Annotated in this window: 23 protein-coding genes; 11 read left to right on the forward strand and 12 right to left on the reverse strand. The window is 63.6% G+C overall.

Translation table 11 applies throughout. The annotated features are described in order from the left end of the window. Positions 1-219: 219 nt before the first annotated feature. Both EGJ86_RS00380 and EGJ86_RS00385 read right to left on the reverse strand, forming a co-directional pair. On the reverse strand, positions 220-996 hold the full coding sequence (locus EGJ86_RS00380; RefSeq protein WP_125833521.1) for an SDR family oxidoreductase: 777 nt from the start codon (positions 994-996) through the stop codon (positions 220-222). After that, positions 993-1,322, reverse strand: a complete 330-nt coding sequence (locus tag EGJ86_RS00385; RefSeq protein ID WP_125833522.1) for a nuclear transport factor 2 family protein — start codon at positions 1,320-1,322, stop codon at positions 993-995. Before EGJ86_RS00385 ends, EGJ86_RS00380 begins: the two co-directional genes overlap by 4 nt. Before the next feature lie 116 nt (positions 1,323-1,438). On the opposite strand from EGJ86_RS00385, the gene EGJ86_RS00390 reads away from it, so the two are divergent. Beyond that, positions 1,439-2,356, forward strand: a complete 918-nt coding sequence (locus EGJ86_RS00390; protein ID WP_125833523.1) for a LysR substrate-binding domain-containing protein — start codon at positions 1,439-1,441, stop codon at positions 2,354-2,356. A 29-nt stretch (positions 2,357-2,385) separates the two neighbouring features. Here the strand turns inward: EGJ86_RS00390 and dctP are convergent, their stop codons facing one another. The 5 genes from dctP to EGJ86_RS00415 form a co-directional block, all read right to left on the reverse strand. Then, positions 2,386-3,438: a TRAP transporter substrate-binding protein DctP gene (gene dctP / locus EGJ86_RS00395; RefSeq protein ID WP_106732543.1), complete on the reverse strand. Its 1,053-nt coding sequence runs from the start codon at positions 3,436-3,438 to the stop codon at positions 2,386-2,388. Between the two features lie 125 nt (positions 3,439-3,563). After that, complete coding sequence (locus EGJ86_RS00400; RefSeq protein WP_125833524.1) at positions 3,564-4,889, reverse strand: TRAP transporter large permease subunit; 1,326 nt, start codon at positions 4,887-4,889, stop codon at positions 3,564-3,566. Continuing rightward, on the reverse strand, positions 4,889-5,395 hold the full coding sequence (locus EGJ86_RS00405) for a TRAP transporter small permease subunit (protein ID WP_125833525.1): 507 nt from the start codon (positions 5,393-5,395) through the stop codon (positions 4,889-4,891). The genes EGJ86_RS00400 and EGJ86_RS00405 overlap by 1 nt, the downstream gene beginning before the upstream one ends. Positions 5,396-5,553: 158 nt before the next feature. Continuing rightward, positions 5,554-6,501, reverse strand: a complete 948-nt coding sequence (locus EGJ86_RS00410; protein WP_125833526.1) for an alpha/beta fold hydrolase — start codon at positions 6,499-6,501, stop codon at positions 5,554-5,556. A 92-nt stretch (positions 6,502-6,593) separates the two neighbouring features. Beyond that, positions 6,594-7,493: an AEC family transporter gene (locus tag EGJ86_RS00415; protein WP_125833527.1), complete on the reverse strand. Its 900-nt coding sequence runs from the start codon at positions 7,491-7,493 to the stop codon at positions 6,594-6,596. Positions 7,494-7,766: 273 nt separating this feature from the next. On the opposite strand from EGJ86_RS00415, the gene EGJ86_RS00420 reads away from it, so the two are divergent. After that, positions 7,767-8,150, forward strand: a complete 384-nt coding sequence (locus EGJ86_RS00420) for a hypothetical protein (RefSeq protein WP_125833528.1) — start codon at positions 7,767-7,769, stop codon at positions 8,148-8,150. A gap of 87 nt (positions 8,151-8,237) precedes the next feature. Here the strand turns inward: EGJ86_RS00420 and EGJ86_RS00425 are convergent, their stop codons facing one another. Both EGJ86_RS00425 and EGJ86_RS00430 read right to left on the reverse strand, forming a co-directional pair. Further along, positions 8,238-9,359: a fatty acid desaturase gene (locus tag EGJ86_RS00425; RefSeq protein WP_177432721.1), complete on the reverse strand. Its 1,122-nt coding sequence runs from the start codon at positions 9,357-9,359 to the stop codon at positions 8,238-8,240. Beyond that, positions 9,317-10,399 carry a ferredoxin reductase gene (locus tag EGJ86_RS00430; RefSeq protein WP_125833530.1) on the reverse strand — a complete coding sequence of 361 codons (1,083 nt, stop codon included), beginning with the start codon at positions 10,397-10,399 and terminating at the stop codon, positions 9,317-9,319. The genes EGJ86_RS00425 and EGJ86_RS00430 overlap by 43 nt, the downstream gene beginning before the upstream one ends. A 148-nt stretch (positions 10,400-10,547) precedes the next feature. Here EGJ86_RS00430 and EGJ86_RS00435 point away from each other — a divergent pair, with 148 nt between their 5' ends. From EGJ86_RS00435 to EGJ86_RS00475, 9 genes are all read left to right on the forward strand, one after another. Beyond that, positions 10,548-11,183: a TetR family transcriptional regulator gene (locus tag EGJ86_RS00435; protein ID WP_106732536.1), complete on the forward strand. Its 636-nt coding sequence runs from the start codon at positions 10,548-10,550 to the stop codon at positions 11,181-11,183. A gap of 163 nt (positions 11,184-11,346) precedes the next feature. Further along, positions 11,347-11,847: an urease accessory protein UreE gene (gene ureE, locus EGJ86_RS00440; RefSeq protein ID WP_099522681.1), complete on the forward strand. Its 501-nt coding sequence runs from the start codon at positions 11,347-11,349 to the stop codon at positions 11,845-11,847. Between the two features lie 34 nt (positions 11,848-11,881). Continuing rightward, positions 11,882-12,556 carry an urease accessory protein UreF gene (locus EGJ86_RS00445; RefSeq protein ID WP_106732534.1) on the forward strand — a complete coding sequence of 225 codons (675 nt, stop codon included), beginning with the start codon at positions 11,882-11,884 and terminating at the stop codon, positions 12,554-12,556. A gap of 16 nt (positions 12,557-12,572) precedes the next feature. Further along, positions 12,573-13,187, forward strand: a complete 615-nt coding sequence (ureG, locus tag EGJ86_RS00450; RefSeq protein ID WP_013713893.1) for an urease accessory protein UreG — start codon at positions 12,573-12,575, stop codon at positions 13,185-13,187. Between the two features lie 20 nt (positions 13,188-13,207). Then, positions 13,208-13,780 (forward strand): HupE/UreJ family protein, encoded by a 573-nt coding sequence (locus EGJ86_RS00455; RefSeq protein WP_125833531.1) that lies wholly within the window; start codon positions 13,208-13,210, stop codon positions 13,778-13,780. 188 nt (positions 13,781-13,968) lie between these two features. Further along, positions 13,969-14,883, forward strand: a complete 915-nt coding sequence (locus EGJ86_RS00460) for a glycerophosphodiester phosphodiesterase (RefSeq protein WP_106732532.1) — start codon at positions 13,969-13,971, stop codon at positions 14,881-14,883. Positions 14,884-15,397: 514 nt separating this feature from the next. Further along, the gene (locus tag EGJ86_RS00465) at positions 15,398-16,012 is read left to right on the forward strand and encodes a LysE family transporter (RefSeq protein ID WP_125833532.1); all 615 of its coding nucleotides are present in this window, start codon (positions 15,398-15,400) and stop codon (positions 16,010-16,012) included. Positions 16,013-16,248: 236 nt separating this feature from the next. Beyond that, complete coding sequence (locus EGJ86_RS00470; protein WP_041976613.1) at positions 16,249-16,836, forward strand: TIGR00730 family Rossman fold protein; 588 nt, start codon at positions 16,249-16,251, stop codon at positions 16,834-16,836. A gap of 65 nt (positions 16,837-16,901) precedes the next feature. Beyond that, positions 16,902-17,837, forward strand: coding sequence for a DUF808 domain-containing protein (locus tag EGJ86_RS00475; protein WP_125833533.1), 936 nt, complete (start codon positions 16,902-16,904; stop codon positions 17,835-17,837). 318 nt (positions 17,838-18,155) lie between these two features. On the opposite strand, the gene EGJ86_RS00480 is transcribed toward EGJ86_RS00475, so the two are convergent. The 3 genes from EGJ86_RS00480 to EGJ86_RS00490 form a co-directional block, all read right to left on the reverse strand. After that, positions 18,156-19,052: a transglutaminase family protein gene (locus tag EGJ86_RS00480; RefSeq protein WP_125833534.1), complete on the reverse strand. Its 897-nt coding sequence runs from the start codon at positions 19,050-19,052 to the stop codon at positions 18,156-18,158. Next, entirely contained in the window at positions 19,049-21,535 is a 2,487-nt protein-coding gene (locus tag EGJ86_RS00485) for a circularly permuted type 2 ATP-grasp protein (protein WP_125833535.1), read from the reverse strand. Before EGJ86_RS00485 ends, EGJ86_RS00480 begins: the two co-directional genes overlap by 4 nt. 107 nt (positions 21,536-21,642) lie before the next feature. Continuing rightward, positions 21,643-24,936 (reverse strand): DUF2126 domain-containing protein, encoded by a 3,294-nt coding sequence (locus tag EGJ86_RS00490; RefSeq protein WP_125833536.1) that lies wholly within the window; start codon positions 24,934-24,936, stop codon positions 21,643-21,645. Positions 24,937-25,008 lie beyond the last annotated feature (72 nt).

Consider the following 25,008-nt stretch of genomic DNA (forward strand, 5'->3'; position numbering starts at 1 on the left):
GTCTTGTTGTTATCGCGGGCGGGTTAAGCGAAGAGCTGGGCATTCATGACCGGCCAGGCAAGGCCGACGACGCACGAACGCAGCGCGACGCTTGTGACAGCGTCCGTTTCAGGCTCATAGAGTGTGGTACAGGATTGCCGGGATGGCAGGGAGCGGGGCAGAAAAATAGGCGATGACGATCAAGGCGGTGGACAACCGAAGGCTATCCACTGCGACGCACTAAGCTGTCGGCACCGTACCGCCGTCGATCAGGAATTCACTACCGGTGATGGAGGCCGCCCGAGGTGACGCCAGAAACGCTATCAGCTCAGCGACTTCTGACGGCGTCGAAGGGCGACCGAGCGGAATACCTCCCAGCGCATCCATGATGATGCGCTTGCCTCCGTCATAATCGGTGCCCGCCTCCTCTGCCAATCGCTTGGCCAAGGCGACCGATGCCTCGGTTTCGATCCAGCCAGGGGCGACCCTCACGACGCGCACGCCTTTGGGCGAAACCTCTTTCGACAGGCTCTTGCTGTAAATCGAAAGCGCCGCTTTGGCTGCAGCGTACGCAGTGGTCGCCTCGGGCAGCGGCAAGCGGCTTTGAATGGACGTCACATGGATGATCACGCCCGCTGCACGCTGCAGCATGCCCGGAAGCAGTGCACGGTCGAGGCGAACCGCAGGGAACAGGTTCAGGTCGAGCTCGCGCTGCCACTGCTCGTCATCCAGCGCGGCAAACCCTCCGCCAGGAGCGGACGAGCCACCCAGGACGTGCACCAGAATGTCGACGCCACCCAGGCGCTGCTCGGCCGCCGCCACCAGCGCCGCGCAACCGTCTGGGGTACAAAGATCCGCCTGAACGAACAGATCTGGCGGTACGGCGCTGTCGGCCTGTCGCGCAGCGGTCAGTACCTGCGCGCCCTCCGCCTGGAAAAGACGAACCACTGCGAGTCCCACACCTTTGGTCCCACCGGTCACCAGGACACGCTTGCCAGCAAACTCAAGGTTCATCATGGCGCAATCTCCAGTGAGCTGATCCGCCCGTCACGCAAACGAAATACATGCTTGAGTGGTATCGGACTACCGGGAAAGTCACCACTCACCATTGCCGTGACGCTGAGTTGATCCTCCTTGGTAAACGACTCGATGGGCTCCACCCGGTAAGTGAATGCCTTCCGCGCAGCCTGCTGCCAGGACTCGATGGCCTCGATCCCCTTATGGCAGCGGTTTTCATCGATCACGCTGGCGTCCGCATGGAAACACGCCGTCATACGTGAGATGTCATCGCCGTTGCTGATCTCGAAGTAGGCTTGAACGACACTCGGCAATTGCAGGTTCATACGCTAGGTCCTCTCACAGTTTTCGGTCTTGCAGAGCTGCGATCTTGCCTCTCGCGAGACAATCTGCTCAATTGGGACAAATGCTGATGGCCTATCCCGCATAGCAGGACTATTCGATGTCCGATTCACGCCTTACCCTTCATGAGCTGGAGGCCGTCCTGGCCGTGGCCCGCCGTGCCTCGGTTCGGCGGGCAGCTATCGACCTGAATGTTTCCACTACCGCGCTGAGCAGCACTATCGCCAAGCTGGAGATGACGCTGCAGACGCGTCTGTTCAATCGCACCACACGCAGCGTGTCGCTGACAGAGTCAGGTCGACGTTATCTGGAGCAAGTGGGGCCTACGCTGCAGGCTCTACGCGGCGCACTGGAGACGGTTCGCTCGCACAACGCCGAACCTGCTGGCGTGATCAGAATCAACGCATTTGCCAGCGCGGCACGCACAGCACTCATGCCGCTGGTCCTGGAGTTTGCCGACCGTTACCCGCGCGTCCAGATCGATCTGGTGACGGAGGAACGACTGATGGACATCGTCGCGGAAGGCTTCGATCTGGGCGTGCGCGCATCCAGCCTGATACCAGGTGACATGATCGCCATCTCACTCGGCCAGACACAGCGTTATGCCGTGGTGGGCACAGCCAAGTACTTCGCCGAACACGGCATGCCGCAAACACCTGCCGATCTGAAACAGCATGAATGCCTACGCATCCGGCTGCCCAACGGCGCCATCTATCCCTGGTACTTCGAACATGCGGGCGAAGTGCTCAGGGTTGATGTCGAGGGTCAGTTCACAGTGGATGAGCCGAGCGTAGCCAAGGCCATCGTGCAGGCGAACGTGGCGCTCGGGCTATTTCTGGAACAGGAGGTTCAAGCGGAGATCGATGCTGGAAACCTGCTGCGAGTGCTACAGAACTGGACGCCACCCAGAGATGACCTGTGCCTGTACTACCCCAATCGGAGCAATCCGTCTGCCTCGCTCAAGGCATTCACAGACCTGGCCCGAGAGAATCTCCAGCGCTGCCCGCCCCATTGCTGAGCGTTGGGCGGGCAGTCGTGAGGGAGACCTCAACCGCGATAAGGTGCTCCAGCCTTGGCCATCAATGCGTTGTACTTCTTGAAGATGTCCACCACCTTGGCGCAGCGCGGGCTGGTCTTGGCGATTTCGTCCCAGAATTTCTGCGCCTCGGCTTCAACCGTGGCCCATTCTTCGGCGGGTATTGAGGTCAGCTCCAGCTTGCCACCCTCGACCCGCAGTTGCGCCTCACCACCCCAGTACCAGTGCTGGCGGTAGTAGTTGGAGCTGTCCATGCACAGCTTGAACAGGGTCTTGAGATGCTCCGGCACCTCGGCCCATTTGTCCGAGTTGGCGAAGTAGGAGCCGCACCAGGCGCCGGAGATGTTGTTGGTCAGGAAGTACTTGGTGACATTGGCCCAGCCGACGGTGTAGTCCTCGGTGATGCCGGACCAGGCGATGCCGTCCAGCTCGCCGGTCTGCATCGCCACCTCGACGTCCTCCCAAGGCAGGGTTACCGGAATCACGCCGAAGCGCGAAAGGAATTTGCCGGCGGTAGGGAAGGTGAAGATGCGCTTGCCCTTGAGATCATCGAGTTTCCGAACCGGCTGCACGGTGGCGAAGTGGCAAGGGTCCCAGGCGCCGGCACCGAGCCAGGTGACGCCCTTGACCTCACCATAGGCCTCGGCCCAGATCTCGTTGAGCCCGTACTGCTCGAACAACACCGGCACGTCGAGGCTGTAGCGGGTGGCGAAGGGGAAGTAACCACCGAACACCGAGACGTCCACAGGCGCGGCAATCGAGTCGTCATCACTCTGCACCGCATCGATGGTGCCGCGCTGCATGGCGCGAAATAGCTCGCCGGTCGGCACAAGCTGGTCGGCAAAATATAACTGGATCTCCATCTGGCCATTGGCAGCTTTGTTGAAGGCGTCAATCGAAGGTTTGATCACATGCTCGGCCAGCGCCGCACCAGCATAGGTTTGCAATCGCCAGGTGATTTTCTTCGGCTCGGCGGCATAGATGTGCGACGAACCGAGGGCAGCGGTGCCTACGGCTCCGGTGGTGACCGCGGCGGTCTTGAGGAAATCGCGTCTCGTACTCATGCTGGTCTCTCCATAGTGTCGATGCAGATGCAATACAACCGCTCAATGCCGCCAGAGCTGACGGCCTTACCAGTGGCCGGGCGAACCGACTCGACTGCTGGCGCGCACGCGCCGGTTTCCGTTGATCAGCCGCCGTAATGCAGTTGCGGCAACCACAGCGCCAGCTGCGGGAAGACCATGACCAGAGTCAGCGCCAGGACCATGATGAAGACGAAGGGTATGACCGAGACGTAGATGTCGCGCAGGGACACTTCAGGCGGAGCCATGGCTCGCATGAGGAACAGGTTGTAGCCGAATGGCGGGGTCATGTAGGCGATCTGGCAGGTGATGGTGTAGAGCACGCCGTACCAGATCAGATCGAAGCCCAGGGCACCGACCAGCGGGATGTAGAGCGGCGCGACGATCACCAGCATGGCGGTGTCGTCGAGGAACATGCCCATCACGATGAAGGAGATCTGCATCAGGATGAGAATCTGCCATGGCCCCAGGTGCAGGCTGTCGACGAAGAAACCTTCGATGGCCCTGACCGCACCAAGGCCATCGAACACCGCGCCGAAGCACAACGCGGCGAGAATGATCCACATGAACATGCAACTGATGGCCAGGGTCTTGCGCAGCGTTTCCTCCATCACCTTGCCACTCAGCCGCCCCTTGAACAGCGCTGCCAAGGTCGCTGCCGCTGCACCGACCGCCGAGCTTTCCACCAGGCTGGTGTAGCCCATCAGGAACAGCCCGGTCATCGACAGGAAAATGAACACCGGTACCAGCCCGGCACTGAGCAGGCGCAGCTTCTCCTGCATGCTGATCTGCTCGCGCTCGGCCTGTGACAGCGCTGGGCCGAGCTGCGGCTGCAAGCGGCAGCGAATGGCGATGTAGAGCATGAACATGCCGGCCATCATCAGTCCGGGAATCGCCCCGGCCAGCCACAACTGCCCCACCGGCTGACGCGCGATCATGCCGTAGAGCACCAGCACCACGCTGGGCGGAATCAGAATCCCCAGCGAACTGCCCGCCTGGATCACCCCGGTGATCATGATCTTGTCATAGCCACGCCTGAGCAGCTCGGGCAAGGCGATGCTGGCGCCAATGGCCATGCCGGCCACGCTCAGGCCGTTCATCGCCGAGATCGCCACCATAAGGAAGATGGTGCCGATGGCCAGGCCGCCCGGCAGCGGGCCCATCCACACATGGAACATCTTGTAGAGGTCTTCGGCGATGCCCGACTCGGAGAGCATGTAACCCATGAACACGAACATCGGCAGGGTTAGCAGCGGGTACCACTTCATCAGTTTCATGGCTGCACTGAAGGCCATCTCCGAGCCGCCATCACCCCACAACAGCAATGCAGCAGCCGCAGCGACGAAGCCGATGGCGCCGAAGACTCGCTTACCGGTCAGCAGCAACAGCATCATCGAGGAGAACATCAGCATTGCGATCAGCTCGTAGCTCATCAAAGCGTCTCCCCACGGGCCGCGTACAGATCCTTGAAGAAGGTGGCGATCGCCTGCAGCAGCATCATGACGATGCCCAAACACATGACGATCTTGATGGGAGCCATGTAGGGCGACCACGCCGAGTAGCTGGTCTCCTTGTATTCAATGGCGTACTCGGTGGAGGAAATGCCACCGATCAGCAGCATCACCAGGTAGAAGATCAGCATGAACACGGTGATCGCATCGACCACCGCTCGGGTGCGTGGCGACCAGTTGCTGTAGGCCAGGTCCATGCGCACATGGGCGTCAAGCTGCATGGAGTAGGCGCCGCCGAGCAGAAAGTAGGCGACCATCAGGAACTGGGCGCTTTCCAGGGTCCAGATCGATGGCGTGAAGAAAGTCTTGCTGATGGAGGAGTACAGGAGCACCGCCAGCATGGCGAAGATCAGGTACATGGCGAAGCGCCCGACCCTCAGGTTGAATGCGTCCACGACCCGGACGAAAGCTCTAATGCCCTTGCGCATGCAGTTTCCTGCTGTTTTTGTTCGTTATCCCGTCAGCCTAGACGAAGATTCGCCAAAGCCAACCGCCCCGCCGAGCCAAAGCAGGAAACGCGCCAGCCATTAGCGGCAAGCCTTTCGTCGAACAAAATCAAGCACTTGGAAAGTACCGTGCTAGAGCCTCAGCGCAGCAGAAAGGCAACCAGCACTGCAACGGTGCGCTGTGCGTCCTCTTCTTGGGGCACATGGCCAAGGTCATCGAACAGCACCAGCTGGCTGCCCTCGATGTCGGCGGCGAAGCGCTCGGCATTGTCCGGAGGAATCAGCCGGTCACGCGCGCCCCAGATGATCAGCGTAGGCAATTGCAGTTCGCCGATACGCTCGTGCAGCTCGCCGCTGGGGGCCTGAGCGAAGCGCTGGCGCAAGGCCTGGCGGTTCCCCTCGCGCAACGTCAGTTGGTAGTAGCGTTCGACCAGTTCATCGTCGACTTTGTCCGGATCGCCATAAACGTTGCGCACGCTCGACTCGATCATGCTCCGCGGCAACAAGCGGCTCATCAGCGGCGCCAAGGCCGGGATGCCTGCCAGGCGAAAGCCTATCGGTACAGACTCGGCGTTGCGCGGATAGCCGGCCGCGTCCACCAGCACCAGACGTGCACTACGTTCGGGATGGGCCAGGGCAAAGCGCCAGGCCAACTGGCCACCGAAACTGTTGCCGACCAGCACGACACGCTTCACCCGTAGATGATCGAGCAGGGCGAGGAGAAACGCCGTGTAGTGCTCGACGTGGTAATCGCCATCGACGAATGGCCCGGTGAGGCCGAAGCCGGGCAGATCCACGCTGATCACCCGACGCCGTGGGGCCAGTTCCTTCACCCAGCCTTCCCAGGTGTGCAGGCTGGCCGACGTGCCGTGCAGCAGCAGGATAGGCTCGGGGTCATCGCGTCGCCCCTGATCACGAAGGTGCACCGACATCCCATCGATGTCTACGAACTGTGACGGCGGTGGCGCCCAGCGGGCCTTGAGCTCGTCCAGAGGACGGTCCGGCGCCCAGTTGAGGGCGACGAAAGCGGCGAGAGTCAGCCCGAATACCAGCAACAGGCCGAGCAACACACGGGCGAGACGTTTCATCTGGGCAGTCCTGAACGCAGCGGAAGCACGATGCTAGTCGGCCACTGCGAACACGCCTATCGCCCGGAAGAGGGAATCGCCAGACAGAACAATCAGAACCCGACCACCAGCATCCACAACGGCAGTGAAACCGCAGCCAGCAACGTCGACAGCGAGATTGCCGCGCTGACACTGCGACTGTCCTCCGCACTGCGGGCAAAAGCCATCACGTTGACCCCGCTGGGACAAGCAGCAAGCAGCACCAACACGCTGCGCGCAGTCTCGTTGAGGCCAGGTAGCTGGCCGCTGAGCCACCACACCAGCGCAGGGAAAAGCACCAGCTTGGCCAATGCCACGCCCCAGGCCTCGCCGGTCGGGCGCAGGCGATAGCGTGACAGGCTGGCGCCGAGCACGATCAGCGCGCAGGGCAGCGCAGCCTGGCCAAGCCAGGTGATCGCCCGCCACAGGCTCTCCGGTACCGGCAGCGCGGAGACGTTGAGCAGCGCCCCCAGTCCCAGGCCGATGATCATCGGGTTGGCCAGGTTCTTCAGCAGCGCACGACCGTCGACGCGTTCCTGGCTGCCAAAGGCGGTGTAGAAACTGTGCAGGGAAAACAGCGTGAGGCTGTGAAACACCAGGATGGCGAAAACGTAGAGCAGGCCGTTGTTACCCATCAGGCTGGCGATCAGCGGAATGCCGACCAGCACGTTGTTGGAGAACGCCGCCACCAATCCCAGCGGCGTCGCCGTACCACGCCGCCAGTGCGCCAGCACGTTGACCACGACGAACACCAGCAGTACCGGCAGGTAATAGGCCAACAGCAACATCGGCGACAGCCCTTCGGCCAGCGATGCCTTGGCGATACCCGCGAATAGCAGCGTCGGCATGAACAGCTTGAAGGTGATGTTGGCCAGGCCAGCCGCCGACTCGCTGGTGAGCCACTGACGCCAACCCAATACGTAGCCGAGAACGATCAAAGCGAAGATCGGCAAAATTGCCTGTGCCGCGAGCATTACTGAGCCTGCCTCCAGGGAACTGCAAAAGAGTACGGATCGAGCACGACCCGCAAAGGGCGCCAAGCATACGCGTGCCCGGCATCCAGTGCGATGCTTCACCAAATATTCGCTGCCACGCTTGTCACCCGGCCACAAGCCACGAGATAGAGCCTCTCGATCAAGTATTGAGGGGGTCGATGTTCACTATCAGGCCAGTCAAGTTCTTATCTGCGCTCATGTCCTTAAGAATTGATTCCGAAGCCACTTATTACTCCCTAAGGAGACATCGACATGAAAGCTCAACTGACCCTCGCCACTCTGGCCCTTAGTCTGATCACCACCAGCGTATTCGCCGCTCCGAGCAGCGCGCCCTTCCCTCTGGTGGGTGAAGCCAAGGACAGCCAGGTCCAACAACAACCCGTCGCACCGCTGGCCGAGAACGGCTCCGAACGCACTCCGGGCGCTCAACGCATTCAACTGGCCGAAGATGGTTACGACCGTACTCCCGGCAGCCAGCGTATCCAGCTGGTAGAAGGCGGATATGAGCGTACCCCTGGTGCCCAGCGCGTTCAGTTGGCCGAAGGTGGTTACGAACGTACTCCTGGCGCACAGCGTGTACAGCTGGCCGAAGGCGGATCTGATCGCCTGATCGAGCAACGTGGACGCACTGCCTAAGTGCTATCGCAACACCCCAAGCCCGGCACAGGCCGGGCTTTTTCATGCCCGCGATTTATAGGCGAGCGCGCACCGGCACGCAGCGAGTCACGCCATCCCTGCAGAGGGCAAGCGGTAGATCCAGATACGTCGCAGCACAGTCGCAAACTGCCCCCACAAGGTGCCGCAGTTGTAATGCTGGCCATAACGTTCGGCGATCAGGCGCACCTCACGCGCCAGTTCGGCATAGCGCCGCGCAGGCAGATCCGGGAATAGGTGATGCTCGATCTGATGGCTGAGGTTGCCGGTCAAAATATGCAGCAGCGGCCCACCGGACAGGTTGCTCGAGCCGCGCAGTTGCCGCAGATACCAGTGCCCGCGCGTCTCCCCTTGCAATATTTCTGGCGCAAAGACCGCCGCCTTCTCGGTGAAATGGCCGCAGAAGATCACCAGAAAGGTCCATAGATTGCGCAGCAGATTGGCCACCAGATTGCCCGTCAGCACAGCCATGGCATTGGCACCGAGCAGCAAGGCCAGCAGCGGAAACGCCAGATAGTCCTTGCCCCACTGCCGCGCCAGCTTGGCACTGAACTGACGTGCCAGCGGACGCACCTCCTCCTTGCTGATGCGGCCTTTCACCAGTTTGTCCAGCCGCAGGTGCTGGATCGCCACCGCGTACTGGAACAGCAGCGCCTGGATCGTCACCCACAGCGGCTGCCAGCGGTAGAAAGGCTTCCAACGCTGCTCCGGGAACAGCCGCACCACGCCGTAGCCAACGTCATCATCCATGCCCAGCACGTTGGTGTAGGTGTGATGCACGTGGTTATGCGTATGTCGCCAGAAGTCCGCGGGGCCGACGATGTCCCACTCATACTGACGTCCGGCGAATTCCGGGTCGTTCATCCAGTCGTACTGGCCGTGCATCACGTTGTGGCCCAGTTCCATGTTCTCGAGGATCTTGCCCAGCCCCAGCAAGAACGTGCCGAGCAGCCAGGTCGGTGGAAACCAGCCAAACATCAGCAGCGCACGGCCAGCCCAGCAGCACAGGCGCACCACGCCACGCACACGGCGGATGTAGCACGCATCGGCCTCGCCCAGGTCGGCCAGGGTGCGCTGGCGCAATGCGTCCAGCTCCTGGCCGAAGGCTTCGAGCTCGGCGGGGGTCAACTCACGATCAGGACGATTGCTCACAGGTCGATCTCCACATCCCCATGCGGGGCGCTGACACATAGACGGACGGGCTGCCCCGGCTCGGCGAACAGTTCACCGCTGCGCAGATCACGCACCGTGCCGGCCAGCAGCAAACAGGTACAACTGGTACAGATACCCTGACGGCAGCCATGAGCTGGACGCAGCCCGGCAGCTTCGGCCTGCTCCAGCAGACTTGCATTGCTGCTGCCGGAAACCCGCTGCCGACTCCGGGCGAAGCTCAAGCGGACTTCGCCAGCCGCCGTTTCGGCCAGCATCGGAAGCGGACTGAAGCTTTCCGATTGCAGGCTGCTCCCGCGTCCGGCGTCATGCCACCAGCCACATGCCTGCTCGACGAAACCACGCGGACCACAGACCCGCAGATGATCGCCCGGCAACGCAGCCAGCCGTTCGGCGGACAGGCGATCACCCTCGCCACTGAAAAGCCAGTGCACCTGGAAGTTGGCATGACGTGCCGCCAATGCCTGCAGCTCTTCGGCAAAGGCCTGTTGCCCCTGACGGCGCACCTGATGCAGCAGTGTCACCGGTGCAGTGAAGCCACGCGCCAGAGCGTCACGCAGCAGGCCGAACAATGGCGTGATGCCGCTGCCTGCTGCCATGAGCAGCACAGCCCCTTGCTCCTGAGGCCAGGCGAACTCACCGAATGCCTGGCCCAGCTCGATCACCTCACCCACCTCCAGATCGAGCAGCAGATTGGACAGGCGCCCACCCGGCTGGCGTTTGATCGCGATCTCGATGCGCCCGTCGTCTGCCACCGACGTCAGGCTGTAACTGCGTCCGTGACGCACGCCGTCCTGCTCCAGATACAGCTGGACATGCTGCCCGGCTCGCCAGTCGCGCGCATTGCCATTGCAGCGCAGTTGCAGTGCCAGCATGTCGTCGGCGACCCAGCGGCGCGACTCGACCTGCGCGAACACACGATTGAGGCGCAGCGTCGGGTGCAACTGGCGCAGGCATAGATCGACATCCGCCTCACGCAGCCAACCACCGTCACAAAGCCTACGTAGCGGCCGCAGATAACCCGCAACCCAGCGCGCCCCAGAAAGGGAAAATAAAGCCATTCAATAAATCCAGTGAACACTTGTGCACAAGACTGACAGAAAGCACGATTTTCAGTCAACAGTTGTTCACCGAACGATGCCGGCTCGGTTCGACGCTGGCGCTGCGCATTTGTTAGAGTGCGGCATCGCTCAACGACCCTGATCTCGCATGACGCCACGCGCCGAACAAAAGCAGCAGACCCGCCAAGCCCTGATGGCTGCCGCCCTCACGCTGATGGAAAGCGGCCGCGGTTTTGGCAGCCTGAGCCTGCGTGAGGTGACGCGTGTCGCCGGCATCGTGCCCACTGGCTTCTACCGCCATTTCGCCGACATGGACGAACTCGGCCTGGCACTGGTGGCGGAAGTCGGTGAAACCTTCCGCGCGGCGATCCGTCAGGTGCGCCGTCACGAGTTCGAGATGCGCGGCATGATCGACGCCTCGGTGCGCATCTTCCTCGCCGAAGTGGCCGCCAATCGCGCCCAGTTTCTGTTCCTCGCCCGCGAGCAGTACGGCGGCTCGCAACCGGTGCGCCAGGCCGTTGCGGCCCTGCGCGAACGCATCACCAGCGACCTGGCCGCCGACCTCAAGCTGATGAACCGTATGCCGCACCTCGACGATGCAGCGCGCGACGTGGTGTCAGACTTGGTGGTGAAGACCGTATTCGCCACCCTGCCCGAACTGATCGACCCACCCGCTGAAACCCTGCCGGCGCACCTCACCGCAGAAGCCAAGGTCATTCAGCAGCTGCGCTTCATCATGGTCGGTGGCAAGCATTGGCTGGGGCTGGGCAAGCCCTCCGACTAGAGCGCACCAAAATCGCTCACCCCTAACAAAAACGCACCAAATCAAAACTGACCGCCTCGCCAAGTTATCCACAACAGGCTTGAACGCCCCGCCTTGCGCCACTCTTCAGCCTTGGCAAGCCACTTGCACTATTTCCGGGCACATTGCCCCGGAATAGATACGCATGTTGGTGATCCACTCCCGAATCGCGCCACAGAGCGCCTGCCACGCTGAACTGGAACTGACCTTCGAAGCCCGCAGCAAGAGCCGCCTGCGCTGTTTCACCACTGACGGTGAAGAGGTAGGCCTGTTCCTTGAGCGCGGCCAACCGGCGCTGGCCGATGGTGAGTGCCTGCTGGCCAAGGACGGGCGCATCGTCAAGGTACGGGCCAAGGCCGAGCCGCTGCTGCACGTGACCTGCGCCAGCCCCTTCGAGCTGATGCGCGCCGCCTACCACCTGGGCAACCGGCATGTCGCCCTGCAACTGGGTGACGGCTGGCTGCGCCTGCCTGACGACTACGTGCTCAAGGCCATGCTCGAACAGCTCGGTGCTACGGTCGAAGCCGTCGAAGCGCCCTATCAGCCAGAGCAAGGCGCCTACGGCGGCGGCCATCACCATTCCCATCACGGCGATGAAGAATTCAACTACGGTCCGCGCCTGCACCAATTCGGGGTACGCAAGTGACGCTGCCCCCATCGAGCCTGGCAAAGGCAACGCCATGAAACCAGCCTGGGCATTGTTGCGCCTGGCCAGCCCGCAGCTGCCCATTGGCGGCTACAGCTACTCGCAAGGCCTGGAATGGGCCATCGACAGCGGCCTGATCACCGATGCCGCAAGCGCCGAGTGCTGGCTGGCCGATCAACTGACGCTCAACCTCGCCCGCTTCGAAGCGCCGCTGCTACTGGCTCACTGCCGCGCCGCAGACGAGGGCGACTGGCCGCGCCTGCAGCAACTGGCCGAGCAGCACCGCGCCAGCCGCGAGACACGCGAGCTGGCTCTGGAGAGCCGGCAGATGGGTTACTCGCTGCGGCAGTTGCTCGAAGGTCTACCCGAACTGGACGAGGCGGCGCGTGAAGCACTTGCTGCCCAGGACGAACCCGGCCTGGCACTGGCCTGGGCCCTGGCCGCACGCGCCTGGCAGATCAGCCCGGACGACGCCCTCGCTGCCTGGCTGTGGGGCTGGCTGGAAAACCAGCTCGCCGTGCTGATGAAGGTGTTGCCGCTGGGTCAGCAGGCCGCCCAACGCCTGACCAGCCGCCTGCTACCGCAGCTCGATGCCGCCCAGCAGCAAGCCGCCAACCTTTCCCCTGAACACTGGGGCAGCGCCGCCTTCGGCCTGGCCCTGGCGAGCATGGCGCACGAGCGCCAGTACTCACGTCTCTTCCGCTCCTGACGAGGAACAACAGCACATGAACAGCCAACCCCTGCGTGTCGGCATCGGCGGCCCGGTCGGTTCCGGCAAGACCGCTCTGACCCTGGCCTTGTGCCGCGCCCTGCGCGAGCGCTACAACATCGCCGTGGTCACCAACGACATCTATACCCAGGAAGACGCCCAGTTCCTGGTGCGCAACGAGGCCCTGGAGCCCGAGCGCATCATCGGCGTGGAAACCGGCGGCTGCCCGCATACCGCCATTCGCGAAGACGCCTCGATCAACCTGGAGGCCGTCGAACAACTCAACCGCCGCTTCCCCGGCCTGGACCTGATCATCGTCGAATCCGGTGGCGACAACCTTTCCGCCACCTTCAGCCCGGAACTGTCCGACCTGACTCTGTACGTGATCGACGTATCGGCCGGCGACAAGCTGCCTCGCAAGGGCGGCCCGGGTATCTGCAAATCCGACCTGCTGGTGATCAACAAGGTCGACCTCGCGCCCATGGTCGGCGCCTCGCTGGAGGTCATGGAGCGCGACACGCTGAAGATGCGCGGCGACAAGCCCTTTGTCTTCAGCAACCAGAAAGTCGGCCAGGGTCTCGACGAGATCATCGCCTTCATCGAACGCCAGGGCATGCTCACCGCGGCCTGATTCCACTCAAGGAGAACCTCATGAATCTGCGCAAAACCCTCTACGCCATCGCCCTGTTCTGCACCCCGGCGCTGGCCTTTGCTCACCCCGGGCACGGCGATTCCGGGCTCATGGCCGGCCTGGCCCACCCGGTGTTCGGCCTGGATCACCTGCTGGCGATGTTCGCCGTCGGCCTGTGGGCCGCGCAACAGAGTGGTGCGGCGCGCTGGGCACTGCCGGTGACCTTCGTTAGCACCATGCTGGTCGGCGGCCTTCTCGGCTTCGCCGGTGTGGAAATCCCGCTGATGGAGACCGGCATCGCCGGGTCGGGTCTGGCCTTCGGCCTGCTGGTGGCTGTGGCTGCACGCCTCCCCATGGCGGTATCCGTTGCCCTGACCGCGCTCTTCGCCCTGACCCACGGCGTCGCCCACGGCCTGGAACTGCCTGATCTGGCAAGCCCCTTCGGTTACGCCATCGGCTTCATCGTCGCCACCGCGGCGCTGCACGCCATCGGCTTTGCCCTGGTGCGCTTCCTGCCGCAAGCGGCGGCACCGCTGGTGCGTATCGCCGGTGCAGCCTCGGCAGCGACCGGTGTCTGGTTGCTGGCTAGCTGAAGAGCCGCAGCCAATAGCGGCTGCCGTAGTGCGCGCAGCGCACCCTACCCCCGTAGGGTGCGCCATGCGCACCGACTCCGACGCGCCCACCGCCAATGCTGCTCTGGGCGCTCCCCCTTCAGCCGCAATGCTTGCCAATGCCTCTGTAGTGGGGCACAAAGTCCCGAACCGCTTTCGAGACCCGGCCCATGCTGCGCATCACCCGATTTCTGCTCGTACCGCTGCTGCTGATCGGCGTCGTCGTGCTGGTGCTCACACTGACCAGCCGCCCGTCGAGCACGCCTGCAGTGCTCGAAGACCTCGGCGAGCGCCCTCTGGTGATCGCCCATCGCGGTGGCAAGGGGCTGTGGCCGGAGAACACCCTGTTCGCCTTCGAACGCGCCACCGCTCTCGGCGTCGATATGCTGGAGATGGATCTGCACCTGAGCCAGGACGCCAAACTGGTGGTGATCCACGATGACACCCTGGAACGCACCACCAATGGCCAAGGCCCGGTCGTGCACTTCAGCCTCGCCGAACTGCAAGCGCTCGATGCCGGCTACAAATGGACGGCCGATGGCGGTCAGAGCTATCCCTACCGTGGTCAGGGTACGCGCATTGCCGCACTGGAAGAGGTGTTCGAGCGCTTCCCATTGATCCCCAAGGCGCTCGAAATCAAGGTTCCCGATGTCGGTATGGAAGCTGTGCTCTGCGAAATGCTGGCGGCTTACGACCAACTCGATCGGGTCATTGTCGGCAGTTTTCATGAGCGCAGCCTCAAGCGCTTCAGGGAGCTCTGCCCGGAGGTCGCCACCGCAGCCGGGCCGGTTTCGGTGCGCCTGCTACTGGCGCTCAACTGGCTGGGACTGAGCGACCTGCTGTCGCCTTCCTACCCGGTGCTGCAGATACCCCCCGAGCACAGCGGCCTGACCCTGGCCACACCGCGGCTGGTTCGCAACGCACAGGCACGCGGCCTACAGGTACATCTGTGGACGATCAACGAGCAACCCAGCATGCGCGCGCTGCTGGAGATGGGCGTCAATGGCCTGATCACCGACTATCCGGATCGCGCCTTGCAGTTGTTGGGGCGCTCCACCCAGCTCGGTGCGCTGACCGAAGACTAAGCGCACAGCGCGGGCAAACACTGACTCGACGTGTGCCAGCGTGCGCCATCACCAGCTTATCCACAGACTCATCAACAGATTCAGGGGATACTCTTCACCCTGCGAGTGACCATCAGAAAAAAAACTGGACAAACGCACGTAATCCACCCCCTTCGCTGCGCCCACAACGGCCTGATCAAAAAAACGCCAAAGCGCTGAAGCGCTCGCCAGCAAAGGGCTACGACAAGGCTTACAGAAGTTATCAACAACATCACCCACAGCTCTCGTGGACAAACGCAAAGCTCGACTACAGCTTCCCGAAAACATGTCAAGTCTCTGTGTACAAAGGGAAAATGCCACTGATCAAATCTTCATCAGCACCCTGAAAACGGCGCCATTTAAGCCCCACAGACAGGCACCACCAGCTTATCCACAGTTATTCCCACAGGCTTCGTGGAAAACTTTATTTTCCCCACCTGGCATGCTGCCTGCTTAGGCGAGTAGCCTTCGTTTCCCTGCCTAGTAAGGACGCTTTATGTTCAGTTTCTTCCTCGCCGCCATGCTGCTTGGTTTCGTGTTCAACGCCGCTCCGGGTGCCGTGTTCAGCGAAACCCTGCGCCGCGGCCTGCGTGACGGCTACAGACCTGCGCTGCTGGTGCAGATCGGCTCGCTGGTGGGCGACGCCACCTGGGCCGCACTCGGCCTCACCGGCCTGGCACTGCTGCTCGACAGCGCACAGATTCGCTACCCGCTGACGCTGGCCAGCGCGCTCTATCTGGCCTGGCTTGGCTATCAGTCGCTACGCGACGCCCATCGCCCACCACAACCCAGTGACGATGGCCAGGTCGCTGCCGGTGGCGCTTTTGCCGCGGGCGCGGCGTTATCGCTGACCAACCCGCAGAACATCGTCTACTGGGCGGCGATGGGTGGTGCGATGGCTGCCATCGGTGTCGCCCAGCCGACACCCATGCATTTGGCGGTGTTCTTCGCCGGGTTCATGGTGTCGTCGATCCTCTGGTGCTTCATCTGCGCCGGCCTGGTGGACTGGTTCCGCCGCGCCGCCTCGCTACTCTGGCACCGCCTGACCTATGCAGCCTGCGGCGCGGTGCTGCTGGGCCTGGCCGGGATGAGTGCGCTGGAACTGGTCTGATCGCACGGCGGCTATCTCCATCATCGAAACAATCTAACGGCGCGGCGCCGGCATCGGGACTAGCCTGAACAGCATGTCCCTGCGTCAGGAAGCCGCGCCATGTACCTCAACGACCTGCTCAAGCAACTGCTCGCCAGCTACGCCTGCGCTACCTGCGGCATTGATACGCGGCACTGACACTTGGTGGCTGCGTAGCGACTGGTTACCCTTGGCGCATTCAGCCAAGGAGTTCGTCCATGTCCCTGCGTAGCGTCTGCGTCTTCTGTGGAGCCAGCCCCGGCGCCAGCCCTATCTACCGCGAAGCCGCCGAAGCGCTGGGTCAGCACCTGGCCGAGCGTGGCATTCGCCTGATCTACGGCGGCGGCGCCGTCGGCCTGATGGGTGTGGTCGCCGACGCGGCGCTCAATGCCGGTGGCGAAGTGATCGGCATCATCCCGCAAAGCCTGGAGCGCGCCGAAATCGGCCACCGCGGCCTGACCTGCCTGGAAGTGGTGGATGGCATGCACGCACGCAAGGCGCGCATGGCTGAGCTGGCCGACGCCTTCATCGCCCTGCCCGGCGGCCTCGGCACCCTGGAAGAACTGTTCGAGGTATGGACCTGGGGCCAATTGGGCTATCACGCCAAACCGCTGGGCCTGCTGGAAGTGAATGGCTTCTACAGCAAGCTCGGCGACTTCCTCGATCACCTGGTTGCCGAGCGTTTCGTCCGTGCGCAGCACCGCGAGATGCTGCAAATTGCCGATAGCCCGCAAAACCTGCTCGACGCCCTGAGCGAATGGCGCCCCAGCGCAGCACCGAAGTGGGTGGATCGCGCGCCCGTCTGAGCCTATACGCAGACATGTAACACAATGCTACGCTCTGCGGCTTCTCTCCCCACGGAAGCCGCAACATGGCCGGAAGCAGCCTGCTCGCCCTGATCGACGACATCAGTACCGTACTCGACGACGTCGCCACCATGACCAAGATCGCCGCGCGCAAGACCGCCGGCGTGCTCGGTGACGACCTCGCGCTCAATGCCCAGCAGGTCACAGGCGTACGTGCAGACCGCGAGCTGCCGGTGGTCTGGGCGGTCGCCAAGGGTTCGCTGCTGAACAAAGCGATTCTAGTGCCGGCCGCCCTGCTGATCAGCGCCGTGGCGCCCTGGCTGGTTGTGCCGCTGCTGATGCTCGGCGGCCTGTTCCTCTGCTACGAGGGCGCCGAAAAACTGTTGCACAAGCTGCTGCACCGCTATGAGGAAGACGACAAGCAGGCACGCCTGGATGCCATCGCCGACCCCGAGGTCGACCTGGTGGCATTCGAGCGCGAGAAGATTCGTGGCGCCGTGCGCACCGACTTCATTCTCTCGGCGGAAATCATCGCCATCACCCTCGGCACCGTTGCCGCTGCCAGTTTTCTCAATCAGGTGCTGGTGCTCAGCGGCATCGCGCTGGTGATGACCGCCGGGGTTTATGGGCTGGTCGCCGGCATCGTCAAACTGGACGACGCCGGGCTCTATCTAAGCCAGCGCACCAGTGCCTTCGCTCAGGCCTGTGGTCGCGGCATCCTGCGCCTGGCGCCCTGGTTGATGAAGACGCTGTCAGTGGTTGGCACAGCCGCGATGTTCATGGTCGGTGGTGGCATTCTCAGCCACGGCCTGCCGCCGGTGGAGGCAGCGGTACACCATGCAGCCGAGTGGGTGGCGCGCGATGCCGGGCACCTGGTGTCGCTGCTCGTCCCCACCCTGCTCAATGCGCTGTTCGGCATCCTCGCTGGCTTGCTGGCACTGCCGCTGGTCAGCCTGTGCGGTCGCCTCTGGCAGTCGCTTCGGCCCGCCAAGGCCGAGTGAAAAGATCAAAGCGTGTGCAAACCTCTGCGGCCCTTGGCCCGCGCTGCCTGGAGGGATTCTCCCCAAGCTTATCCACAGCTTGCTCCACGTTTTTCGGGGATAAACAACGAATCCACTCCAGGCGCACTATTGATGCGTGACAACGCAAGGCAAGCCACTGGTTTACTTGAAGTTTTTCACCGTTCATAGGTGTATTTCAGCGCGTTGGCGAAAAGCTGAACAATGCCCTGAAAGCCCCGAAACGGCGGGATTGCAGCGGTTGTTCCAGAATTTGTGTACAGAGTTACCCACAGATTCCGTGCACAACTGCTGCCACCATTATCCCGCCAACGGCAACACGGTCACTTGCACTTCCGGGTCGTGGCTGCCGCCCCCCAGGATCACCCCACGCAGCGGCGACACATCGGAGAAATCCCGCCCCCAAGCCAGGGTGATGTGCTCCAGTGCCGGGCGCACGTTGTTGGTCGGATCGAAGTCCACCCAGCCCTGACGCGGGCAATACAGCGAGACCCAGGCATGCGAGGCATCCGCACCGATCAGCCGAGGCTGGCCGGGCGGTGGCTGAGTTAGCAGGTAGCCGCTGACGTAACGCGCCGCCAGCCCACGCGAACGCAGACAGGCAAGCATCAGGTGAGCGAAGTCCTGGCACACCCCGCGTTTCTCTTCCAGCACTTGCAGCAGCGGCGTGGCCACCTGGGTGGCTTCGGCATCGAAGCTGAATTCGTCGAAGATCTTCTGCATCAGCGCCTGGCACGCCTGTAGCAGCGGGCGCTCCGGCGTGAAGCAATCGTCGCCGTAGTCGGCGAACACCTGCTTGAGACGCACATAGGGCGATTCGAAGCGGTAGCGCGCCGCCTCCAGCAACGCTGGTGCCATCCGTTTGCCGCTGTAGCTGAGCGCCGCGCTGGTAGCCTCCCAGCTTGGTGAGTCATCCAGCTCCAGCGCTGGCCGCGCCAGCACTTCGACGCGCAGCCGAGCGCTGACGACCAACGCCTCATGTGGGCGCTCGAACACCAGGCGGGTCAGGGGGTTGCCGAACACGTCCAGACCGTCACGACGTTGGCAGGGCTGTGGGTCGATACGCAATTCCTGTTCATGACAGCGCTGCCAGGGGCATTCGCGCGGCCACAGGTGCGCCAGTTGCTGGGCCAGAGAAACCGGCGCCGAGTAACGATAATGGGTGTCGTGGAGAACCTGATACAACGCGCTGCTCATGAGGATTGCGTCCGCTGACTGACATCGACATGGGCGAAGAAACGCAGCCCGAGGTGATCGGAGACCGCGCCAGCGGCCTCGCTGATGGCCACCAGCAAATCGGCCAGACCTTCGAGCACCGCCCGGGTGCTGCCTGGGCCGAACAATGGGTTTTCCAGGCTGGCCAGGCTGAAGGCGGTGAGCTGCTGCTCCAGATAGACCAGATAGCGCTCGGCCGGCAGCTCGAAACGCTCGTTGAGCCCTTCCAGCGAGCGCAGCAAGGTGCGCATCTGGAAGATCACGGCGTGCGGGTTCTGCTCATCGAGCAACAGCAGGTCGAGCACCGGAATCAACTGCGCCGAGGCCAGGTAACGGGTGCGGTAGGTGATGCTGCTGTTGCCCAGTTCCAGTAGCCATTCCAGCGCCGACTGGTCGGTGGCCGAGCCGCTGCGCAGGAAGCCGGCGAAGCTGTCGCAAAGAAACTGCAAGCGCTCGATGTAACGACCGAGCATGAGGAAGCGCCAGCCGTCGTCGCGCGTCATGTCATCGAGAGCAAAGCCCGACAGCGCCGCCAGCGACATCAGCAAGCGGTTGAGAAAATCCAGCAGCTCGCCGAAGTCGGCCGGCTGGCCTTCGAGCAGCTGCGCCTCGCGCTGCAGCTCCACCAGCGCCTGCCAATTGGCCTGGGACAGCTTGCCGCGCACACTGCCAGCGGCCCACTGCAAGCGCTGCAGATTGGAACGCAGACTGGCCGGCCAGTCGCTGCCGAGCAGCGCTTGCAGCAGACGCTCCGCCAGTTCACCCTCGTCGGGATCTGCCAGCAGGCCCAATTCCTGCGCCAGCGCCAGCGCGCTCTGCAGCGCCTGCGGGTCGTCATCGTCATCGACGTAGCGCGCCAGCATGATGCGCAGCAGGCGTGCATTGCCCTCGCAGCGCTCGGCGTAACGACCGAACCAGTACAGGTTCTCCACCACGCGTGAAGGCAGGAAGGGGTCGCTGCGGACCAGGTCGGCGGTGCCGAGCGTACGCTGCGTCTGCCAGGGCTCGCCGCCACTCTGCCGCGTGCCGAGCACCCAGGTATCCTTGCTTGCCCCGCCGCGCTGCATCGACACGACCTCGGCATCGGCCTCGGCGGCCACGCGAGTCAGGCCACCCGGCATCACCCGATAGCCATCGGCGCTGGCCACGGCGAACACGCGCATGCCGATGGCCCGCGGCTGCAAACCGCTGCCGTCCCACACTGGTGCCTGCGACAGCTTGGCCCGCGCTTGCGCGACATAGGCGTAGGGACGTGCCTGCAAGCGCTCGGCCAGCTTGGCGCGCTGCGCCTCGTCCAGGTCACGGCCGAACACCGGATTGAAGCTCTGCGAGGGGAAGGCCGGGCGCACCAGCAACTGGTCGAGTTTCTCAAGGGCCTCCTCCAGCACCGGCGGCTCGCCGCACCACCAGCTGGCGATGGATGGCAGCAGCAGTTCCTCGCCCAACAGGTGCTCGCTGATCGCCGGCAAAAAGCCGGGCAGGCCGGGGGACTCCAGCACGCCGCTGCCCAGGGCATTGGCCACCAGCACGCGGCCACGGCGCACGGCCTCGAGCAGGCCAGGTACGCCAAGGGCAGAATCGGTACGCAGCTCCAGCGGGTCGCAGTAGTCGTCGTCGAGACGACGCAGCACCGCGTGTACGCGGCGCAGGCCGGCCAGAGTCTTGAGGTAGAGGGGGGCGTCGCGCACGGTCAGGTCGCTGCCTTCGACCAGTGGATAACCGAGCTGGCGCGCCAGGTACAGGTGTTCGAAGTAGCTCTCGTTGAAGCGCCCCGGCGTCAGCAATACCACCAGCGGCGTCTCGCCGCCACTCGGCGCCTGACGTGCCAGGGTGTCCTGCAAGGTACGGAAGAAGCCGGCCAGATACTGCACGCGCAGGTCGCGGTACAGCTCGGGGAAGGCGCGCGAGACGATCTGTCGGTTCTCCAGCGCATAACCGGCACCAGAGGGTGCCTGGGTGCGGTCGGCGGTGACCCACCAGCGCCCGTCCGGCGCTCGGGCCAGATCCACTGCGTACAGGTGCAGCCAGGTGCCGCCCGGCGCCTGCATGCCCTGGCAGGGCCAGAGGAAATTGTTGTGGCCGAACACCAGTTCGGTCGGCAGCAGGCCTTCAGCGATCAGCTTCTGCGGGCCATACAGATCGGCCAGCACGCGGTTGAGCAAGGTCGCGCGCTGCGCCACGCCAGCGGCGATCTGCTGCCACTCGTCAGCGGGGATCAGATTGGGCAGCAGGTCGAGTTCCCACGGGCGGTCGGCGCCTTCCGGGTCGGCGTAAACGTTGTAGGTAACGCCGTTTTCCTGAATCTGCCGCGCCAGCATCGCTTCGCGCTGCGCCAGGTGTTCCGGGCGGCTGCGTGCCAGTTGCTCGTAAAGGCGGCGCCAGTGCGGGCGCACGTTGCCCTTGGCGTCGAGCAGTTCGTGGTAGGCCCCGGCAGGGGGCGGGTAATCGGCTAACAGGTCGTGCATGGCAAGCTCGGCAGTGGCAAGGCGGTGCAAATCCTTGAAGCACCGTGGGAGGGGCTTTAGCCGCGAACGTCGCCGCTAAAGCGCCTCCCACACATTGCTGGATTGCGTCAGACGCGACGCAGATCCAGGGTCATCGGCAGTTCATTATTATCTATCGGCTGCAAGACTGGGCGCTTGCCTGGGCTGTGGCCCAGACGGAAGAAGCGCGCCAGGCGCCGGCTCTCGGCCTCGTAGGCGTTGACCGGCAGGCTGTCGTAGTTACGACCGCCCGGATGCGCGACATGGTACTGGCAACCACCCAGCGAGCGCTGCATCCAGGTGTCGATCAGGTCGAACACCAGCGGCGCGTGCACACCGCTGGTCGGTTGCAGACAGCTGGCCGGCTGCCAGGCACGGAAACGCCCACCGCCGACGAACTCGCCAACCTTGCCGGTCGGCCGCCGCGGCACCGGCACGCCGTTGCAGGTCAACACATAGCGATCCGGGGCCATGCCGTTCACCTTCACCTGTAGCCGCTCCAGGGACGAGTCGACGTAGCGTACGGTGCCACCGACCGCCCCCTCCTCACCCAGTACATGCCAGGGCTCCAGTGCCTGGCGCACTTCCAGGTCGATTCCCTTGACCATGAAGTCGCCGGCCTTGGGAAAGCGGAACTCCAGATGCGGGGCGAACCATTCGCTGCGCAGGCGATAGCCAAAGGCACCCAGCTCCTGCAACACATCGGCGAAGTCCTGCTCGATGAAATGCGGTAGCAGGTAACGGTCGTGCAGCTCGGTGCCCCAACGCACCAGCTTCGCCGGGCGATAGGGCTCCTGCCAGAAGCGCGCGATCAGCGCACGCAGCAGCAGTTGCTGAGCCAGACTCATCTGCGCATGCGGCGGCATCTCGAAGGCGCGCAGTTCGAGCAGGCCCAGGCGGCCAGTGGCCGAGTCCGGCGAGTACAACTTGTCGATGCAGAACTCGGCGCGGTGAGTGTTGCCGGTGACGTCCACCAGCAGGTTGCGCAACAGCCGATCGACCAGCCACGGCGGGCAGTCGCGGCCCGGTTCGGGCATCTGCGCGAAGGCAATCTCCAGCTCGTACAGCGCGTCATTGCGCGCCTCGTCGACACGCGGCGCCTGCGATGTCGGGCCGATGAACAGCCCGCTGAACAGGTAGGACAGCGACGGGTGGTTGTGCCAATAGCTGATCAGGCTACGCAGCAGATCGGGACGGCGCAGGAAGGGCGAATCCCCCGGCGTCGCCCCGCCGAGGACGATGTGGTTGCCGCCGCCGGTGCCGGTGTGGCGTCCGTCGATCATGAATTTCTCGCTGGACAGACGCGACTGCCGCGCCGCCTCGTAGAGAAATTCGCAGCGCTCGACCAGCTCATCCCAACTGGCGGCCGGGTGGATGTTGACCTCGATCACGCCCGGGTCGGGGGTGACGCGGAAATACTGCAGACGCGGGTCCAGCGGCGGCTCGTAGCCCTCCAGCAGCACCGGGCATTTAAGCTCGGCAGCCACGGTCTCGATGGCCGCGACCAACTCCAGATAGTCTTCGAGATGGCTCAGCGGCGGCATGAACAGATACAGGCGGCCGTCGCGGGGCTCGGCGCACAGCGCGGTACGGACGATGCCGGCAGCCGATTGTCCGTTGGCCGGGCGCGCGCTCTGCGGGCCGGCACTGGCACCGCGCCAGACACCGCGCAGCTGACGCTGGATCTGCGCCGAGCTGGGCAACGGCGGCAACGCCTGGCTAGGGTCGACCGGATTGACGTAGGGGTAGTCGGCCTGACTGACCCAGGGCATGGAGTCCAGCGGCAGGCGGTAGCCCAGCGCCGAGTCGCCCGGCAACAGACGGCAATGCTCGTCACGCAGGAACCAGCGCCCACTCTGCCAGCCCTCGCCCACCACCTGGCGCGCCAACGGCAGCACGTGACCAACCACCGAGTCGAGCCCTTGATCGAACACCTTGCGCAGGCGCTCGCGCTCCAGCGGATCACTCAAGCGCGGGTCATCCGGAGTGACATTGTCCGGCAGCTTTCGCTCGCGCCACAGGTAATAGAACCAATCCTCATAGGCCGGAAAGACGTTGCCAGCATCCACCCCCAGATGCGCGGCCAGCGCCCCCAGGAAACGCTCGGCAGTTTCTGCCGTCGCGCCATAGCCACGTTTCTCGTCAGCCAGCAGCTTGGGGTCGTGCCACAGCGGTTCACCATCGCGGCGCCAGAAGCAGTTCAGCGACCAACGCGGCAACTGCTCGCCGGGGTACCACTTGCCCTGACCGAAATGCACCAGCGCCTTGGGCGCGTAATGGTTGCGCAGGCGATAGAACAGGTCAGCCGCCAGGCGGCGCTTGTTCGGCCCGAGCGCGGCGGTGTTCCACTCGTCATCATCGGGATAATCGAGAGCGACGAAGGTCGGCTCGCCGCCCATGGTCAGGCGCACGTCGTGCTTGTGCAGGTCATCGTCGATCTGCTGGCCCAGCGCCTGGATCGCCTGCCACTGCGCCTCGCTGTAGGGCTTGGTGACGCGTGGTGCTTCCCACACACGCTCGACGCTCATCAGGTGCTCGAATTCCACCTCGCACTCGTCCAGACCACCGGTGATCGGCGCCGCCGAGGATGGCTCCGGGCTGCAGGCCAGCGGGATATGGCCTTCACCGGCGAACAGGCCTGAAGTGGGATCGAGACCGACCCAGCCGGCCCCGGGCAAATACACCTCGCACCAGGCATGCAGATCGGTGAAGTCCTTGTCGGTACCGGAGGGACCGTCGAGAGCTTTCACGTCGGCCGTGAGCTGGATCAGGTAACCGGAGACGAAGCGCGCCGCCAGCCCCAGGTGACGCAGCAGTTGCACCAGCAGCCAGGCCGAATCACGGCACGAACCGGCAGCCAGCTCGAGCGACTGCTCCGGCGTCTGCACGCCCGGCTCCATGCGAATCAGGTAGCGAATGTCGGCCGACAGACGTTGGTTCAGCTCGACCAGAAAATCGATGCTGGGACGCGGCTTGCGAGAAATACCGGCCAGGTACTTGGTGAACAGCGGCGTGGCCGGCAGCTTGACCAGATAAGGCGCCAGCTCGCGCTGCTCGCCCTCGGTGTAGGCGAAAGGAATGCGCTCGGCGTAGGGCTCAAGGAAGAAGTCGAACGGGTTGAACACCGCCATCTCGGCGACCAGGTCCACCTCGACCTTGAACTCGCGAGTCTTCTCCGGGAACACCAGACGCGCCAGGTAATTACCCTGCGGGTCCTGCTGCCAGTTGATGAAGTATTCGGCCGGCTCGATTTTCAATGCGTAGGAGAGAATGCGCGTGCGGCTGTGCGGTGCCGGGCGCAGGCGCACGACCTGTGGCCCGAGATTGACCGCGCGGTCGTAGCGGTAGTGGGTGACATGATGCAGCGCGACATGAATCGACACGGCGGCCTCCTGCTAGCCTGGACGATACTCAGTGCAGCGCAAGACTTATGCCAGGGGCCAAACCACGCACCG

It is taken from the genome of Pseudomonas sp. o96-267, assembly GCF_003935465.1.
Lineage (GTDB): Bacteria > Pseudomonadota > Gammaproteobacteria > Pseudomonadales > Pseudomonadaceae > Aquipseudomonas > Aquipseudomonas sediminis.

Bases quoted from the DNA above. Each gene is read 5' to 3' on its own strand.
- EGJ86_RS00380 (WP_125833521.1), bottom strand. From the start codon at position 996: ATGATGAACCTTGAGTTTGCTGGCAAGCGTGTCCTGGTGACCGGTGGG.
- EGJ86_RS00385 (WP_125833522.1), bottom strand. From the start codon at position 1,322: ATGAACCTGCAATTGCCGAGTGTCGTTCAAGCCTACTTCGAGATCAGC.
- EGJ86_RS00390 (WP_125833523.1), top strand. From the start codon at position 1,439: ATGTCCGATTCACGCCTTACCCTTCATGAGCTGGAGGCCGTCCTGGCC.
- dctP (WP_106732543.1), bottom strand. From the start codon at position 3,438: ATGAGTACGAGACGCGATTTCCTCAAGACCGCCGCGGTCACCACCGGA.
- EGJ86_RS00400 (WP_125833524.1), bottom strand. From the start codon at position 4,889: ATGAGCTACGAGCTGATCGCAATGCTGATGTTCTCCTCGATGATGCTG.
- EGJ86_RS00405 (WP_125833525.1), bottom strand. From the start codon at position 5,395: ATGCGCAAGGGCATTAGAGCTTTCGTCCGGGTCGTGGACGCATTCAAC.
- EGJ86_RS00410 (WP_125833526.1), bottom strand. From the start codon at position 6,501: ATGAAACGTCTCGCCCGTGTGTTGCTCGGCCTGTTGCTGGTATTCGGG.
- EGJ86_RS00415 (WP_125833527.1), bottom strand. From the start codon at position 7,493: ATGCTCGCGGCACAGGCAATTTTGCCGATCTTCGCTTTGATCGTTCTC.
- EGJ86_RS00420 (WP_125833528.1), top strand. From the start codon at position 7,767: ATGAAAGCTCAACTGACCCTCGCCACTCTGGCCCTTAGTCTGATCACC.
- EGJ86_RS00425 (WP_177432721.1), bottom strand. From the start codon at position 9,359: ATGTGTCAGCGCCCCGCATGGGGATGTGGAGATCGACCTGTGAGCAAT.
- EGJ86_RS00430 (WP_125833530.1), bottom strand. From the start codon at position 10,399: ATGGCTTTATTTTCCCTTTCTGGGGCGCGCTGGGTTGCGGGTTATCTG.
- EGJ86_RS00435 (WP_106732536.1), top strand. From the start codon at position 10,548: ATGACGCCACGCGCCGAACAAAAGCAGCAGACCCGCCAAGCCCTGATG.
- ureE (WP_099522681.1), top strand. From the start codon at position 11,347: ATGTTGGTGATCCACTCCCGAATCGCGCCACAGAGCGCCTGCCACGCT.
- EGJ86_RS00445 (WP_106732534.1), top strand. From the start codon at position 11,882: ATGAAACCAGCCTGGGCATTGTTGCGCCTGGCCAGCCCGCAGCTGCCC.
- ureG (WP_013713893.1), top strand. From the start codon at position 12,573: ATGAACAGCCAACCCCTGCGTGTCGGCATCGGCGGCCCGGTCGGTTCC.
- EGJ86_RS00455 (WP_125833531.1), top strand. From the start codon at position 13,208: ATGAATCTGCGCAAAACCCTCTACGCCATCGCCCTGTTCTGCACCCCG.
- EGJ86_RS00460 (WP_106732532.1), top strand. From the start codon at position 13,969: ATGCTGCGCATCACCCGATTTCTGCTCGTACCGCTGCTGCTGATCGGC.
- EGJ86_RS00465 (WP_125833532.1), top strand. From the start codon at position 15,398: ATGTTCAGTTTCTTCCTCGCCGCCATGCTGCTTGGTTTCGTGTTCAAC.
- EGJ86_RS00470 (WP_041976613.1), top strand. From the start codon at position 16,249: ATGTCCCTGCGTAGCGTCTGCGTCTTCTGTGGAGCCAGCCCCGGCGCC.
- EGJ86_RS00475 (WP_125833533.1), top strand. From the start codon at position 16,902: ATGGCCGGAAGCAGCCTGCTCGCCCTGATCGACGACATCAGTACCGTA.
- EGJ86_RS00480 (WP_125833534.1), bottom strand. From the start codon at position 19,052: ATGAGCAGCGCGTTGTATCAGGTTCTCCACGACACCCATTATCGTTAC.
- EGJ86_RS00485 (WP_125833535.1), bottom strand. From the start codon at position 21,535: ATGCACGACCTGTTAGCCGATTACCCGCCCCCTGCCGGGGCCTACCAC.